General features: G+C 55.5%; 11 protein-coding genes, 1 tRNA gene, 2 rRNA genes and 3 pseudogenes (1 of these 17 cut by a window edge). 4 read left to right on the top strand and 13 right to left on the bottom strand.

Annotated features, from left to right (window positions below):
* Positions 1-45: 45 nt before the first annotated feature.
* Positions 46-576: a dTDP-4-dehydrorhamnose 3,5-epimerase family protein gene (locus HRR99_RS20680; protein WP_233124691.1), complete on the top strand. Its 531-nt coding sequence runs from the start codon at positions 46-48 to the stop codon at positions 574-576.
* A gap of 191 nt (positions 577-767) precedes the next feature.
* Positions 768-1,981, top strand: a protein-coding gene (locus HRR99_RS20675) for an IS3 family transposase (RefSeq protein ID WP_233124690.1) whose coding sequence is annotated in 2 segments (ribosomal slippage) — positions 768-1,104 and positions 1,104-1,981 — 1,215 coding nt in all. Because the reading frame shifts where the segments join, the coding sequence is not laid out codon by codon here.
* A 159-nt stretch (positions 1,982-2,140) separates the two neighbouring features.
* Here the strand turns inward: HRR99_RS20675 and HRR99_RS20670 are convergent.
* The 6 genes and pseudogenes from HRR99_RS20670 to HRR99_RS20645 all read right to left on the bottom strand — a co-directional run.
* Positions 2,141-2,444, bottom strand: a pseudogene (locus tag HRR99_RS20670) (integrase core domain-containing protein); the annotation flags it as partial.
* Between the two features lie 131 nt (positions 2,445-2,575).
* On the bottom strand, positions 2,576-3,049 hold the full coding sequence (locus HRR99_RS20665) for a hypothetical protein (RefSeq protein WP_233124689.1): 474 nt from the start codon (positions 3,047-3,049) through the stop codon (positions 2,576-2,578).
* Between the two features lie 174 nt (positions 3,050-3,223).
* Complete coding sequence (locus HRR99_RS20660; protein WP_233124688.1) at positions 3,224-3,472, bottom strand: ATP-binding protein; 249 nt, start codon at positions 3,470-3,472, stop codon at positions 3,224-3,226.
* A 51-nt stretch (positions 3,473-3,523) separates the two neighbouring features.
* Positions 3,524-4,689: pseudogene (locus HRR99_RS20655) on the bottom strand (IS4 family transposase).
* Positions 4,673-5,746, bottom strand: a complete 1,074-nt coding sequence (locus HRR99_RS20650) for an AAA family ATPase (RefSeq protein ID WP_233124687.1) — start codon at positions 5,744-5,746, stop codon at positions 4,673-4,675. The pseudogene HRR99_RS20655 and the gene HRR99_RS20650 overlap by 17 nt, the downstream one beginning before the upstream one ends.
* Positions 5,743-6,231: a hypothetical protein gene (locus HRR99_RS20645; RefSeq protein ID WP_233124686.1), complete on the bottom strand. Its 489-nt coding sequence runs from the start codon at positions 6,229-6,231 to the stop codon at positions 5,743-5,745. Before HRR99_RS20645 ends, HRR99_RS20650 begins: the two co-directional genes overlap by 4 nt.
* A 109-nt stretch (positions 6,232-6,340) precedes the next feature.
* On the opposite strand from HRR99_RS20645, the gene HRR99_RS20640 reads away from it, so the two are divergent.
* A complete protein-coding gene (locus tag HRR99_RS20640) occupies positions 6,341-6,679 on the top strand; it encodes a hypothetical protein (protein WP_233124685.1) in 339 nt (112 codons plus the stop codon).
* 92 nt (positions 6,680-6,771) lie between these two features.
* On the opposite strand, the gene HRR99_RS20635 is transcribed toward HRR99_RS20640, so the two are convergent.
* From HRR99_RS20635 to HRR99_RS20625, 3 genes are all read right to left on the bottom strand, one after another.
* A complete protein-coding gene (locus HRR99_RS20635; protein ID WP_233124684.1) occupies positions 6,772-6,921 on the bottom strand; it encodes a hypothetical protein in 150 nt (49 codons plus the stop codon).
* 138 nt (positions 6,922-7,059) lie between these two features.
* Positions 7,060-7,908, bottom strand: coding sequence for a hypothetical protein (locus HRR99_RS20630; RefSeq protein WP_233124683.1), 849 nt, complete (start codon positions 7,906-7,908; stop codon positions 7,060-7,062).
* Between the two features lie 352 nt (positions 7,909-8,260).
* Complete coding sequence (locus HRR99_RS20625) at positions 8,261-9,373, bottom strand: hypothetical protein (RefSeq protein ID WP_233124682.1); 1,113 nt, start codon at positions 9,371-9,373, stop codon at positions 8,261-8,263.
* Positions 9,374-9,992: 619 nt separating this feature from the next.
* Between HRR99_RS20625 and HRR99_RS23295 the strand changes: the two are divergent.
* Positions 9,993-10,295: pseudogene (locus HRR99_RS23295) on the top strand (recombinase family protein); the annotation flags it as partial.
* Between the two features lie 174 nt (positions 10,296-10,469).
* On the opposite strand, the gene HRR99_RS20620 reads toward HRR99_RS23295, so the two are convergent.
* The 4 genes from HRR99_RS20620 to HRR99_RS20605 form a co-directional block, all read right to left on the bottom strand.
* Entirely contained in the window at positions 10,470-11,096 is a 627-nt protein-coding gene (locus tag HRR99_RS20620) for a hypothetical protein (RefSeq protein ID WP_233124681.1), read from the bottom strand.
* A gap of 148 nt (positions 11,097-11,244) precedes the next feature.
* Positions 11,245-11,321, bottom strand: a tRNA-Met gene (locus tag HRR99_RS20615).
* A 234-nt stretch (positions 11,322-11,555) separates the two neighbouring features.
* Positions 11,556-11,670 (bottom strand): 5S ribosomal RNA (rrf, locus tag HRR99_RS20610).
* 319 nt (positions 11,671-11,989) lie between these two features.
* A 23S ribosomal RNA gene (locus HRR99_RS20605) occupies positions 11,990-14,419 on the bottom strand; it runs 377 nt beyond the window's last position.

Below are 14,419 nucleotides of genomic sequence, written 5' to 3'. Positions count from 1 at the left end.
ACACCGTACGGCAGAAACGAGCTCCATTCTGGAGCACGAGAACCCATGTCCCGCTTCACACGCATCCCCACGCCGCTCACCGAGCTTGTCGTCATAGAGCGCCAGCACCTTGGCGACGAACGTGGATTTTTCTCGCGTTTCTTCTGTATGGAGGAAATCTCTGATTTCGGGGTCGGCAGTATCGCGCAAATAAACCACACGATGACGCAGGCAAAGGCGACGATCCGAGGCATGCATTTTCAGCGCGCTCCGCATGATGAAGCGAAGTTCGTTTCGTGCCTACAAGGGAAAATATTTGACGTCGCCATTGATCTTCGGCCTGCCTCTCCCACCTATCTCAAATGGCACGGAGAAATTCTCTCGAAAGAAAATGCGCGCTCGCTTTTAATTCCGTCAGGCTTTGCCCATGGCTTTCAGACATTGACCGAAAACTGCGAGTTGATTTATCTGCACGATAAACCTCATGCGCCCAACGCGGAGGCAGGTATCCATCCACTAGATCCCGCGATTAGTGTCTCGTGGCCGTTACCGGTCACTCAGATGTCGGTTCGGGATAGGACCTTCGAACTTCTGTAAAGAGAATCCGTTGAGGCTTTAATTTTGGAGGTTCTAGAAGCTCGGCAGGATATTTCCTGACAAAACCATATTCAGCAGAATAATGCTGCTGGATGTGCAGTGGGTTCTAATTGGTTCCTGAACTGCCCCCCATTTTGACCGGACAGTCGGCATAAGCAGAAAGGCTCAAGCACAGGCTTGGGTATAGGCTTATGTCTAACGACTATCGACACGTTGAATTGCTGACGGGTGATGTTCGCCGCAGGCGGTGGACAACCGAGCAAAAGCTGACAATCATTGAGCAGAGTTTTGAACCCGGCGAGACGGTATCTTCGACCGCTCGCCATCATGGCGTCGCGCCCAATTTGCTTTATCGGTGGCGCAGGCTTTTGAGCGAGGGGGGTGCTGCAGCCGTGGATTCTGACGAGCCGGTTGTCGGGAATTCGGAAGTGAAGAAACTGGAGGATCGCGTCCGGGAGCTGGAGCGCATGCTCGGCCGTAAGACAATGGAGGTCGAAATCCTCCGCGAAGCCCTTTCCAAAGCGGACTCAAAAAAACGGATATCGCGGCCGATTTTGTTGCCGAAGGACGGTTCGCGATGAAGGCCGTCGCAGACACGCTGGGCGTCTCCCGTTCCAACCTCATCGAGCGGCTGAAAGGCAAATCAAAGCCGCGTGGGCCATACCACAAGGTCGAGGATGCAGACCTTCTGCCCGCCATTCGCAGGCTGGTGGATCAAAGGCCAACCTATGGCTATCGGCGGATCGCTGCGCTCCTCAATCGCGAAAGGCGAGCCGCCGATAAGCCTGTCTTCAACGCCAAACGGGTTCATCGCATCATGGGCAACCACGCCATGCTGCGGGAGAAGCATACGGCTGTTCGCAAGGGCCGCATCCATGACGGCAAGGTCATGGTCATGCGCTCCAATCTGCGCTGGTGCTCAGACGGTCTGGAGTTCGCCTGCTGGAATGGCGAGGTTATTCGTCTCGCCTTCATTATCGACGCCTTCGACCGCGAGATCATCGCCTGGACGGCGGTTGCCAATGCAGGCATCTCCGGCTCAGACGTACGCGACATGATGTTGGAGGCGGTCGAGAAACGCTTCCATGCAACCCGAGCCCCGCATGCTATCGAGCATCTCTCTGACAATGGCTCGGCTTATACCGCGCGGGACACGAGGCTGTTTGCGCAAGCACTCAATCTGACGCCCTGCTTCACGCCGGTCGCCAGCCCGCAGTCGAACGGCATGTCGGAAGCCTTCGTCAAAACGTTGAAGCGGGACTATATTCGGATATCAGCTCTACCGGACGCCCAAACAGCGCTCCGGCTCATCGACGGATGGATCGAGGACTACAACGAAATCCATCCCCATTCCGCGCTCAAGAGGGCTTCCCCTCGGCAGTTCATCAGGGCTAAATCAATCTAGCCGACTTGTCCGGTGAAATGGGGTGCACTCCAGTGTGGCTGCAATCAAGCCAAAACCCAAAAAATTGAAACACAAGATCAAATCTTGGCTATTATACCCGGTTAGGCTATTTCAATGATTATAGAGACCATTGGGCAGAACTGACCTGCCACTGAAGTTTCATCCGGTTGCGATTGGAGCCTCGGCGGTCTTTGATACGCCAAATGGCGCGATGGGAGCAACCGGGGGAAACGCGAAGCTTCCACATTGCGCAGCGTTGGAGCCAGTTGCGGCGAAGATCCCGGCATAGTCGCCAGCGTCTAGTATCCGAGCGATGAGTGCGGCCGAAAATTGTTGTAGTCGTCGGCTCATTCCGCAATGGCGCTTCGGGCATGATCGAGACCAAAAAACAAACTTCCATTGAGCGTTCATCGCGCACGCGGCCGTTATACCAACCTTCAGTGACCATGACTCTCCCGGGGGCTTCCCAGGAGAGTCATGGTCACTGAAGGTTGGTATAATCCGCCTAAAATATGATATTAATAATCGGATAATTTCTGATCATTTTGATAAAATCCTCTCCACTGATCGATTGCGCTTGGAACAGTTTTTCAATCAGCGCATCAAGGCGGCCTTTGTTCTGCTGCAGGATTTCTTGCGCTTTGGCGAGCGCCGTCTCCAACCTTGCATGGACCCGCGCCGCAAGATCCGGATGCCCGTCGAGAACGGATGCCTGGTCGCTGTCATGATGATACAACGACGGTTGAAATGTAGCAAAACCGGCGTCCGCTCCAAGGCAAGCGCGAGTTTGGTAGCCCCAGCGAGATCGCTGTCATCACTGCCACCCGACCCCGACGACGATCTGCTCGGCGGCAGCCCGGCCATCAACATAGTAAGCATATCTTCAAGATAACCGAGCGTATCGCTGCCGGAAGCAGTGAAGCCAAGCTGGCTGTAACCCCCGTTTGCCGTATCGATGTTAATGCCATGGATCGGTCCAAGCTTCAGAATATGATGAATGATGGCATGGCCTGCCTCGTGAACAGCAAAACGCCAGCGCAGATCGTATGGGACGGCAGGGCGATCCATCCGGATCCCAAGCCTCCAGATCCGCGAACCGCAGCGGGCGCTTTTCACGGCGGGCTTTGAGGCGTGCCTGGCAAACGATGCGCTCGATGTCGGCGCCCGTCAGCCCCATCGCCCGAGTAGCCAGACGTTTCAGTATGGGATTGCTGGCACTGTTGGTGTTCGTTTCCATATTGGTCAAACTCCCTCGGCTAGCTGGTCTGGATCTGCATAGTCGATCTGTTCAGGCCGGTTGGTGGCACCGACGATGATCAGACCCTCGCTTTTCACAGCACCATCCAGCAATTCCAACGCCTTGTTGACGACCGCATTCCAGTAGTCAGCATACTCCCGTTCGGCTGGTTGACGTTTCCCGATGCCGTCAATCTCATCAATGAACAGGATGGACGGCGCTAACGCACGGGCCTCGGCAAAGGTCTTTGCCATCTTGTCGATGACGTCATTGAGATGCCCGCCCTGCAGCCACTGCTGTCCGGTTTAAACCTCCGTCCATTGGAGCATCAACTGGTCATTGTGGCATCTGCTGCTGTTGGGTGGTTTGAGAAGACTGTCTGTTCTTTTTCGATGCATGGGGTTGGCCCGCACGAGGCGGGCGAAGATCCAGGGGCTTTTGATGGTCTTCTGGTCTGCCTGCGCCATGCGCAGAAGCAGGAAAGCGATGAGGGCCACGGTGATCTGAATGCGCACGGCGTTTTCTGAGACACCCAGGAAATGCTTGATCTTCAAGGTCTGCTTGACCCATTTGAAGAACAGTTCGATAGCCCAGCGGCGCTTGTAGAGATCGGCGATCTCTTGCGCAGTGGCATCGAGATCGTTCGACAGGATCCGCAGGACCTTGCCGGTATCGCTTTGCACCGTGATCTCGCGAACCGGGTCGCTGAACGGGTTCTTGCGGTTGCCGGCCTGACGGGCAGGCAGCAGACCAATGCGATCCGACAGGATGCGACCACCGTTTGCATCCGCGTCCCCCAGCGGCTGCTCATGCAACACCGTCAGGGTGTATGGGACTTGAAGCGGGTGACGATGCGGCATCCGGCCTGATCCATTCTGGCCCACCATGAGAAATCATAATAGCCCAGATCAAAGACGTAGGTCGCGCCCGGTTCGATCGGCATGGCCTTGGCGGCGGTGATGTCATTGACATTGGCGGGTGTGACGGCGGCATAGATCGGTCGCTCTGCGCCCGCATCATAGACGATGTGGACCTTGGCTCCGCAAGCCTGATGGGAGAACCGCGCCCATTGCGATCCTGCACCGGAAAGGCGAAGGCTCGTGGCATCAATCAGATAGGTCGCCTCGCCGACGGACCGTCGCAACCCGCGCCCGGCTCGTGCGACCAGCTCGGCAAACAGACCGGTAAAGACCGCACTTGAGCGTTTGGCATTGGCATCAGCCAGTGTCGAACGTGAGGCCGGGCGTGCGCCGAGATGATAAAGGCGTGTCGAATGGCTTTCCAGACCACCTTCGATCTCGCGCAAGCTGACAGCACCGGCGAGTTGCCCATACAGCAGGGCGATCAACTGGCTCTTGGTGGACAATCGCCGGGTATGCTTGTCGGTGCCATGCTCATCCACAAGCCGCTCGAAGGTCGACCAGGAAATGCGCTTCAAAAGATCATGAAAAACGCTATTGTGATGCCGCACGGTGTTGCCCCTCTTTCGTGTCCAAATCGTCGCCAAACGCTTGAATACGAATAGAATCAACACCGTGCGCCGTGTCTACAAATTTAAACCGGACAGCAGTGCCCTGCAGCCATGTGGAAACGGACGTGACGACCAACGGGACCTGCAGGGAATTACACAGAGCCTTTGCAAAGGTCGTTTTGCCGGTGCCGGGCGGTCCTGACAGCAGCAGCTTGGCACTCATATCAGACCAGGCGAGCGTGCTTGCCAGATAGTCGGCAAGATCGGCCTTGAGATCCAGCGCCCAGGTACTGGCCTTGCCGTATCCGGACAGCGTCTCGACAGCGAGCGCCGGTCGATCGCCTTCGCATGACCCCCGTGGCTGCGGCTGGATAACCTTAGCACCCGACGGCTTGTCACGCTTCCACTTGCCACCGTTTTCATTGGCCTTGTCCGAACCGGTGGAGTCCTTCGACTTCGACGCCTTCTTTGCATCCTCTGAAGACGTCTCATCATCGTCGTCATCGCCGTCCCGGGCAGCGATGCGATTGCGTTCTGTCAGTGAAACCAGTACAGCAATCGCCTCACCTGCGCTGCGCCCCGGCCGGAAGGCAAGCACGACATCATCGATCGTCAGATAATGCGCGTCAGATGCCTTCACCCACTGCTGCAGTGCCTCAAGCCCACTGGCACCATGTACCGTTTCGATCATGGCGCTGATGAAGGGGTAGTCGAGCCAGCCTGCGACAAGATCGATGTCGGCGGCAATATTGATGTCGGTCGGGATCTGGTCGGCACGTTCTGCAATTGCGACAACCGGATAATCCCGTGTCAACGCGTTATTCAGGCGTCGCTGCAACATCGCTCCGGTGAGGCGATGGACGCTTTTACCAATGAACTGGATATAAGCCCGGCCCGGTTGCGCGTTCCCGTCGAATACGCTGTCATCCAAAACATAGTCTCCGTCGATGCCGTTGAGCGCACCACCTTGAATAAAGCCCTGTGTCTCGATCAGGCGCCGCATCGCCTGTTCAAAGCCTGCGATCGGCGCTTGCAGCCATACGACCGGGGCTGTCATGAAGGCAGCACGCGCAATCCTGGAAAACGGCACGCGACTGTTTTTGATCGCACGTGACAGCACGAGGGCTGCAACGATATTACTGACCAGCGGTGGCCTGCCCGCACGTCCGACGAGACCGACCGCATAGGCACGGCGTGCATATCCAACGCTGGCTGGTAGCTGGCCGCCTGCTTTCGTGGCAGCAGAAACGGCAGGATCGATGCCAGCGGCTTGGTTTCGGTGACGACAATGTCGGACGCGGGCGGAGGCGGCATGAGATAGCCGCCAAAATTCCGGCGCAGCCATGCAAGGTCTCTTTCCGGATCACCGGAAAGGCGCGTGGTATCAAAGGCCGGTGCGTAGCGACGCAGCACATGCCCGCCGATTTCAATGATCTTCACATTAAGCAGTCCATTGATATGCGCATTGCGGCGAGCCTCACGCCGGGCAATGCGTTCAAGGCGACGAACGAACAGACGTGACAGCTTATTCATCGGATCCACCTTCCCTCAGTGCGGCAATAATTGCCGTTTGGGGAACCAATGACCCGTCCCTCGACGGCTTACGGCGTTTCGGCCTACCTGGCCCTGCATGGCGGCGCTCACTCATCAGATGGCGCTCAGGCCAGACCTCGCTAGAATTCGCGTTGTCGGCATTTCGCCCGTGCGAGTCTGCAACATCGCCGTTGCGTCGCACGAGCCAGTCCACCAGCAGGCAGCAGGTAGGATCACCGTGCGCGGCATGTTCATGCAATCGGCTCATGATCGTATCCGGCAGGGTGCCAGCCATCCCGCCCTGCTGCCGCAGATGGCACAGTGCCAGTCCGATGAGCAGAGCCGGATCATCTGCAAGCATCTCGGCACGAGCGGGTTCGGGATGACTAAGGATGATGCGGTAGGCATGACGGCTCCTTGGCCAGACAGCAATCGGTCCGGCGCCAGTGACAGGTGAAGGAATGGTAGGAACTCACGGCTTCCCGGCCGTGACGACCTTGCCCGCTGCCCGACGACAACCGTCAGGGAGCGGCTGACGATGTCAGGGGATCAGTGCGCCACAGGACGGTGCGCAAAGCCAATCCGGATGTAGGTCGGTTTCGATCCGCCTTCGTGATCATCATCCTGATCGCCATGGAGCGGGTCGATGGTATCGTGGCCATCATCGTCAGAACCGTGATCCTCATTCTGCAAGAGCACAGCCTGATCTTCTCTTTGGGACCCAGTCGAACCGCTGCGATCGATGCGAGAACGGATGGCCGGAAACGAAGAGGCCACCCTGGTTGGCATGACAGATACGGGCTGGTCGTGAAGACCAATCGCCTTGCGTGCCTCCGCCTAAAGAAGTTGCTGGACCTTGCGACCGAAGCGTAGATGCAACTGTGCCATGCAGGCGGCGACACCGTCGATTTCCAGCAGGTCGTCGATCTCGGACAAAGCCCATACCCCATTGGCATGGTTGCTTGGGCGGCTGGCACCATCGACGATCGCCACTTCGACGGTGTCGACCATCAGACGCTTGTGATGCTTGTAGAGCCAGTCGGGTAGAACCATTGCCGACGCCATCATCTTCATCTTCAACTCTTCGAGACGGCTAGTGTCGCCGTAAGAGGCGAGCGATCTCTTGAGGTCGAGAATGTAGGCGGTGTGCCGGATGCGGTTCACAATGATAAGGTCCGGCATGTATGTTCCCTTGGCCGGTGCCTCGCAATCAAGCTTGATGCCGTCGAGTGAAGACAAGTCATTGCCGGACACAGCTTCCATGGCGGCCTTGACGAGCGGCAGTTTCAGGGACTGGGTCAGAACGGTGATGTTGGGATTGGTCTTGGCCAGGCGCTCGACGGCCTGTTCCAGAAGCTTGCCCTCCCGGAACGATACGGCGCGAACGAGCGAGGCGATGTGAACGTAGTGGCCGAGGATCTCGTCCTCGACAGGTTCGCCATCAGCGATCGCCGCGATGGCGCGATCAATCAGCAGATCGAGGTCATCAGCGACATCGGCAAAGCGAACCAGGTGCGGATGGCGGCGCAGCACGGCAGGTTCGGGAGCGGCATGCATGGTGGCAATAGAGTCCCGGCCATAGCCGTGGGGCCGCTGACGCGATCCGGTGGATGGGGCAGTCTCGCTGTTGTTGATCATAGAACGAAGAACTTCCCCAAAGGGGACAGAAACGGTATTCGTGCTCATAGCCCGATTCCTTCTAACCAAGGTTGACGGTCAGGCCCTTGTCGATGTTAGCGCATCGGCTTGGGTCGTTTTGTCCCAGTCATCTGGAACGCCCTTAACCTGGCAGGACCGGCGCTCGGGCTCAAGGTCCCAAAACAACAAAAAAGAACAAAGCCGGTACAAGGTTAACAGCGGGCTCACGATTGACAATCGCGCCTTCGCCACGTCGATCTGCAAATCCGCCTGTGAGGAGTTTCGCGGTCGCCGCGCCAAATCAATTCAGCCGCTAGATGCGGGCAAAAAGAAAGGGCCGACAAGCGGCCCTCTCGAATGTCGTCTGGAAGCCGGAAGCCGCCGCCATCAATGGTGGAGTTCATGCCATCACAGCAGTTGGCGGATCCACGTCTTCTGATACGTTCACATCAATGACCTCGCTTGCATCGATCTCGATCTCGACGGCGAGTGGCGGCACGACATTGACCTGCGCACGGGTCGCCGTTGGTTCGGTACCCTCGGCCACCCCGTCCGGAGCGCCCTCGCTAAGATCAGAGATCTCCGCACGTTCGGTCGCAACTGCAGCCGTCGGTCTTTCCAGCGGCCACTTCGGTTTGCGTTCCTTGGAGACCACCCAGAGCAAGACCGGCACGACTTCAAGCTGCAACCAGTCCCGCATACCGCCCGACTTCGGCCACTGCTCAACACCTCCCAGTTTATAGAGGATGTCATGGACCTGCGCCCATTCGCTCGACTTCGGAAACGTCATGGCGCGTGCGTTGCAACGCAACTCAGTTTCCGTCTCGACAAACAGCGCCAGGTTAGTCAGTTCGAGCCGGGCAACACGGGAAAGGTCCTGAACCTCCTTGGCAAGCGCCTCCTTGATGACGCGTTTTTGCGACAGGGCCTCTTCGATTGCCCGGCAGATTGCCATGATATCGTCGATGAACACTTTCAGACCCTCGCGGCTCTTGAGCGCGATCAGAGCCTTCAGCCCGGTCAAGCCGCCAACCGAGAACAGATCATTCCGTTTCCCGTCGTCTTCGTCCTCGTGGGTACCGGCCATGATCGTCTTCACATCGGCAACCTTTAGGCGGCCGGCCTCATTTGCGAAAGCGATCGCCTCGACGATCTGATCCTCAGTCGCTGATGACAGGTGGAACAGCACGGTCGATCCAACCGAAAGATCAACCAGTTCATCACGGCAGAACCCGAGGTTGCGGAACACCGCCATGTAATTGCGGGCGCTGCGTGCTTTCAGGTTACAGCGGATGTCGACCCACCTGTTGAACGTACCCTCAGGCAGGATCGCGGCCACCTGCGCCAGGTGATCGCCAAGCTGGAAGGTCTGTTCCGTCGTGCGGCGGCCAAGCTCATGGATGCGGGACGCCGTGTCCTCCAGCTTTGCATATACCGTGGCCGGGATGTCCATATCCGCATAAAAAGCGGCAGAAGAAGCGGCGGCAGTCTTGATTTCCTGAGTTGAGGTCATTTTATGTCTCCAGTTGTTGCTACGGGCATCCGATCAGTCTAAATGACCGGATACACATATTTTACTGCAGAAATTGGAAACAACAAAACGCAAGTATTTCCGAATCAATGTATTAAATGAATTTAATAAATGATTATAACGGAATTAATGCATTAATAATTGTTTATATATTTGAATTTAATTCAATATAATTATTTTCTTGCTACAATTCAAAATTATTTTCAGGATTTTAATATATCTTTCCCTGTGTAAATCCAATATAAACTTGGTGCACAATCCTCAAACATTCAAACATCGGAGCATTTTAGGCCGCTCCTACGTATAGTCCGGAAGCTGTCAGCCTTATTGAAGTAACGTCCTCTTCTCTTTTGAGGCACCGCAATCCACCTCCTCTGAGCACCCAATCTGGAGCAAGAAACGCAAACGACCAATCGCGACGAACGTTTGGAAGATCATCTTACGGTTATGGTCGGAGCAATGCTGAACAGTGGCCCCATCGCAGACAACATCGATGCGGCGTGATTTCCATCACTAACTCGCAAGTCTGATCAGATCGCGATCCATCGATCCAGGTTACCCGCACGTCATTGACCCGGCCAAGGCAGAGATTTTGCGCTGAATCTTCAAGCAATATGCCGATGGCGTGTCGCCGGCCGACATCGCACAGAAACTCAATGACCAGGGAGTTCCAGGGGCACGCACCAAATATTGGCGTGATACCACAATCCGTGGCAGCGTCACCGATGGGACCGGAATCCTGAACAATGTTCTTTACGTCAGCAGGATGATCTGGAACAAGCAGAACTACCGCAAGAACCCGACAACTGAACGGCGCACCTCACGCGCAAATGATAGGGAACAGTGGGTGTATCATGAACGCCCTGATCTACGGATCATTTCGGACGAGCTGTGGGACAGGGTCAAAAAGCTCCAGGCCAAGGCGCGTGAAGACTACGATACGTCTTCCTCCAACCGGCTGAACGCGACGCATCGTCCAGAGTATCTCCTGAGCCGCATGCTGGAATGTGCGGAATGCGGCGGACCCTATGCGATCAGCGGAAAGGACCGCTATAGCTGTACCAACCGCAAGAAGCGTCTACCGATCGACGAGCTTGGCGGCGAATGCTGTAGGAACAGCAAAACCATCACGCGCCAAGAACTCGAAGAGCGCGTCCTCAATTGCATTCCGGTCGCATTCTATTCCATCGATATCTTCGACCGGATTTCGCAGAAGATGATCGCTCATGAGGTCACTAAGCTGAAGAGCTTCCCCTCCCGCAAAGATCAGATTGCTACAGAACTTGCAAAAATCAAATCGACACAGGCAGGTCTGATGCAACAGATCCAGGACCGGCATGCCGAGGGCCGACCGCGCCTTGCCATCCTCGACGACCAACTGGATGGACTGGAAGTCACGCGTGAGCAACTTGCCTTGGAGCTTGCCGCTACCGAAGCGCCGACGGAGGATTTTCAGGGGAAGATCAGCAAGCTGAAGCAGCAGTTTAATCCTGATAATGTCGAGGTCGCAATCCGCAAGCTGCTGTTCCTTGCCCGTACCAATGCCGACGAAGACGCCAAACAGCGCCTCATGCCGATCGTGCGGGATCTCATTCAGACTGTCGTAATCGGCAAGACACCGGGCCACCAGCGAGCGAGCCTGCAGGTGCATGGCGACATCGCCACCATCATGGCATCCATGGAGGTTCTCGATCTGATGGAGCAACAGTTCCTTGCCGCAGCAGGCAACGATTTGATGGCGCGAATCGGGTCTGGCGAGATTGACACTGAGGCCAAACGCAAAAAGCTCCTCGACCAGTATGGTGAGGAGCTTGAGCGCAAATATTTGGAATGGGAGAATTTACAAATTTCAGTGGTTGCGGGGGCAGGATTTGAACCTGCGGCCTTCAGGTTATGAGCCTGACGAGCTACCGGGCTGCTCCACCCCGCGCCAAGCGTAAATCCCTATTGGATTTATCGCGACTGCGTCACAGCTTGGCTGTGATGCATACTGCCGGAGCAAATCCGTTAGGATTTGTCTCCTGTAAGGGGCGCACCATAGTGTGGTACGCCGATATTGTCTTTGCGTTTTATAACACAAAAGGCCGCGTAGTGAGCGGCCTTTGACTGGCCTTTTGGCCGTTTGTTTTTGCGTTGAGAAGATGTTTTGTGTTGCGTTTTGCAGACCTGGCAGCGACCTACTCTCCCGCGTCTTAAGACGGAGTACCATTGGCGCTGGGGCGTTTCACGGCCGTGTTCGGAATGGGAACGGGTGCAGCCGCCCCGCAATAACCACCAGGTCGGCAAAACGCAACATATGATCCATGCTTTGCATGGATCATATGATTGCTTGTTGATTGGTGTACCTTGTCCTGTTCGCTTGACGCTCACAGGGGACACCAATTGGCCATACGGCACCCTCGAGATGAGGATGTGTTGGGCCAAAACAATCACAGATCCATGATTTCACATGGAAACTGTTGTTTCGAGAAGCTGGAGAGCTGAAGGCTCTATTTAATTTACACGTCTTTCTGTGACTTGTCCGTCCGCAGCGCCTTTGGCGCGTGAGGACAGAAGTATCATCTTCATCTTCGATGAAGATGAACATAATCAATGGGAACGAAGAAGTCGCTCGAGCTATTAGTAACGGTAAGCTTCATGCATTGCTGCACTTCCACACCCGTCCTATCAACGTGGTCGTCTTCCACGGCTCTGATAGGGAACACTCGTTTTCAGGTTGGTTTCCCGCTTAGATGCCTTCAGCGGTTATCCATTCCGTATATAGCTACTCTGCTATGCCCTTGGCAGGACAACAGATCCACCAGAGATACGTCCATCCCGGTCCTCTCGTACTAGGGACAGATCCTGTCAATATTCCTACACCCACGGCAGATAGGGACCGAACTGTCTCACGACGTTCTGAACCCAACTCACGTACCGCTTTAAATGGCGAACAGCCATACCCTTGGGACCTGCTCCAGCCCCAGGATGCGATGAGTCGACATCGAGGTGCCAAACAACCCCGTCGATATGGACTCTTGGGGGTCATCAGCCTGTTATCCCCGGCGTACCTTTTATCCGTTGAGCGATGGCCCTTCCACACGGGACCACCGGATCACTATGACCGACTTTCGTCTCTGCTCGACTTGTCAGTCTCGCAGTCAGGCTAGCTTATGCCATTGCACTCGACGACCGATTTCCGACCGGTCTGAGCTAACCATCGCGCGCCTCCGTTACTCTTTCGGAGGCGACCGCCCCAGTCAAACTACCCACCATACACTGTCCCGGATCCGGATAACGGACCGCGGTTAGACATCCACGAAGATAAGGGTGGTATTTCAAGGATGGCTCCACGAGAACTGGCGTCCCCGCTTCAAAGCCTACCACCTATCCTACACATGCCTTGGCGAATGCCAGTGTAAAGCTATAGTAAAGGTGCACGGGGTCTTTCCGTCTGACCGCAGGAACCCCGCATCTTCACGGGGAATTCAATTTCACTGAGTCTATGTTGGAGACAGCGGGGAAGTCGTTACGCCATTCGTGCAGGTCGGAACTTACCCGACAAGGAATTTCGCTACCTTAGGACCGTTATAGTTACGGCCGCCGTTTACTGGGGCTTCAGTTCAGAGCTTGCACCCCTCCCTTTAACCTTCCAGCACCGGGCAGGCGTCAGACCCTATACGTCGTATTGCTACTTCGCAGAGCCCTGTGTTTTTGATAAACAGTCGCTACCCCCTGGTCTGTGCCACCCCATCATACTTGCGTACCATGGGGTCACGCTTCTTCCGAAGTTACGCGTGCAATTTGCCGAGTTCCTTCAACATAGTTCTCTCAAGCGCCTTGGTATACTCTACCTGACCACCTGTGTCGGTTTCGGGTACGGTCTATACGGTGGAGCTATTTCCTGGAACCTCTTCGCCGCACATTCAATCCAATAAGAATGTACAACACACGAGATCCGTCACTACCACCAGGCCCACGAATATTAACGTGGTTCCCATCGACTACGCGTGTCCGCCTCGTCTTAGGGGCCGGCTAACCCTGCTCAGATTAACTTTAAGCAGGAACCCTTGGTCTTTCGGCGAGGGAGTCTCTCACTCCCTTTATCGTTACTCATGTCAACATTCGCACTTCCGATATCTCCAGCAGCCCTCACGGGTCCGCCTTCACAGACTTACGGAACGCTCCGCTACCACAAAACAGCCACTACGACTGTCTTATCCTCAGCTTCGGTGCATGGCTTTAGCCCCGTTACATTTTCGGCGCAAAGACCCTTATTTAGACCAGTGAGCTGTTACGCTTTCTTTAAATGATGGCTGCTTCTAAGCCAACATCCTGGTTGTTTTGGGATCCTCACATCCTTTCCCACTTAGCCATGACTTGGGGACCTTAGCTGGAGGTCAGGGTTGTTGCCCTCTTCACGACGGACGTTAGCACCCGCCGTGTGTCTGCCGATTAGTACTCCTCGGTATTCGGAGTTTGGTTAGGATCAGTAAGACGGTGAGTCCCCATAGCCCATCCAGTGCTCTACCCCCGAGGGTATTCGATCGACGCACTACCTAAATAGTTTTCGCGGAGAACCAGCTATTTCCGAGTTTGATTGGCCTTTCACCCCTAGCCACAAGTCATCCCAATCTATTGCAACAGATATGGGTTCGGCCCTCCAGTTGGTGTTACCCAACCTTCAGCCTGCTCATGGCTAGATCACTCGGTTTCGGGTCTAATGCAACAAACTAAACGCCCTATTCAGACTCGCTTTCGCTACGCCTACACCTACCGGCTTAAGCTTGCTTGCTACACTAAGTCGTTGACCCATTATACAAAAGGTACGCCGTCACTCTTTCGAGCTCCGACTGCTTGTAGGCATCCGGTTTCAGGTTCTATTTCACTCCCCTCGTCGGGGTGCTTTTCACCTTTCCCTCACGGTACTTGTTCGCTATCGGTCATGCACGAGTACTTAGGCTTGGAGAGTGGTCTCCCCATGTTCAGACAGGATTTCACGTGTCCCGCCCTACTCAAGGACAATGCCTGTTCTACGTCTACGGGGCT

Source organism: Agrobacterium vaccinii (genome assembly GCF_021310995.1).
Taxonomy (GTDB): domain Bacteria; phylum Pseudomonadota; class Alphaproteobacteria; order Rhizobiales; family Rhizobiaceae; genus Agrobacterium; species Agrobacterium vaccinii.
The sequence above is the reverse complement of the archived record's forward strand: the minus strand, read 5'-3'. Positions and strand labels throughout refer to the sequence as shown.

Bases quoted from the DNA above. Each gene is read 5' to 3' on its own strand.
- HRR99_RS20680 (WP_233124691.1), top strand. From the start codon at position 46: ATGTCCCGCTTCACACGCATCCCCACGCCGCTCACCGAGCTTGTCGTC.
- HRR99_RS20665 (WP_233124689.1), bottom strand. From the start codon at position 3,049: ATGGATCGCCCTGCCGTCCCATACGATCTGCGCTGGCGTTTTGCTGTT.
- HRR99_RS20660 (WP_233124688.1), bottom strand. From the start codon at position 3,472: ATGGCAAAGACCTTTGCCGAGGCCCGTGCGTTAGCGCCGTCCATCCTG.
- HRR99_RS20650 (WP_233124687.1), bottom strand. From the start codon at position 5,746: ATGACAGCCCCGGTCGTATGGCTGCAAGCGCCGATCGCAGGCTTTGAA.
- HRR99_RS20640 (WP_233124685.1), top strand. From the start codon at position 6,341: ATGGCGCTCAGGCCAGACCTCGCTAGAATTCGCGTTGTCGGCATTTCG.
- HRR99_RS20630 (WP_233124683.1), bottom strand. From the start codon at position 7,908: ATGAGCACGAATACCGTTTCTGTCCCCTTTGGGGAAGTTCTTCGTTCT.
- HRR99_RS20625 (WP_233124682.1), bottom strand. From the start codon at position 9,373: ATGACCTCAACTCAGGAAATCAAGACTGCCGCCGCTTCTTCTGCCGCT.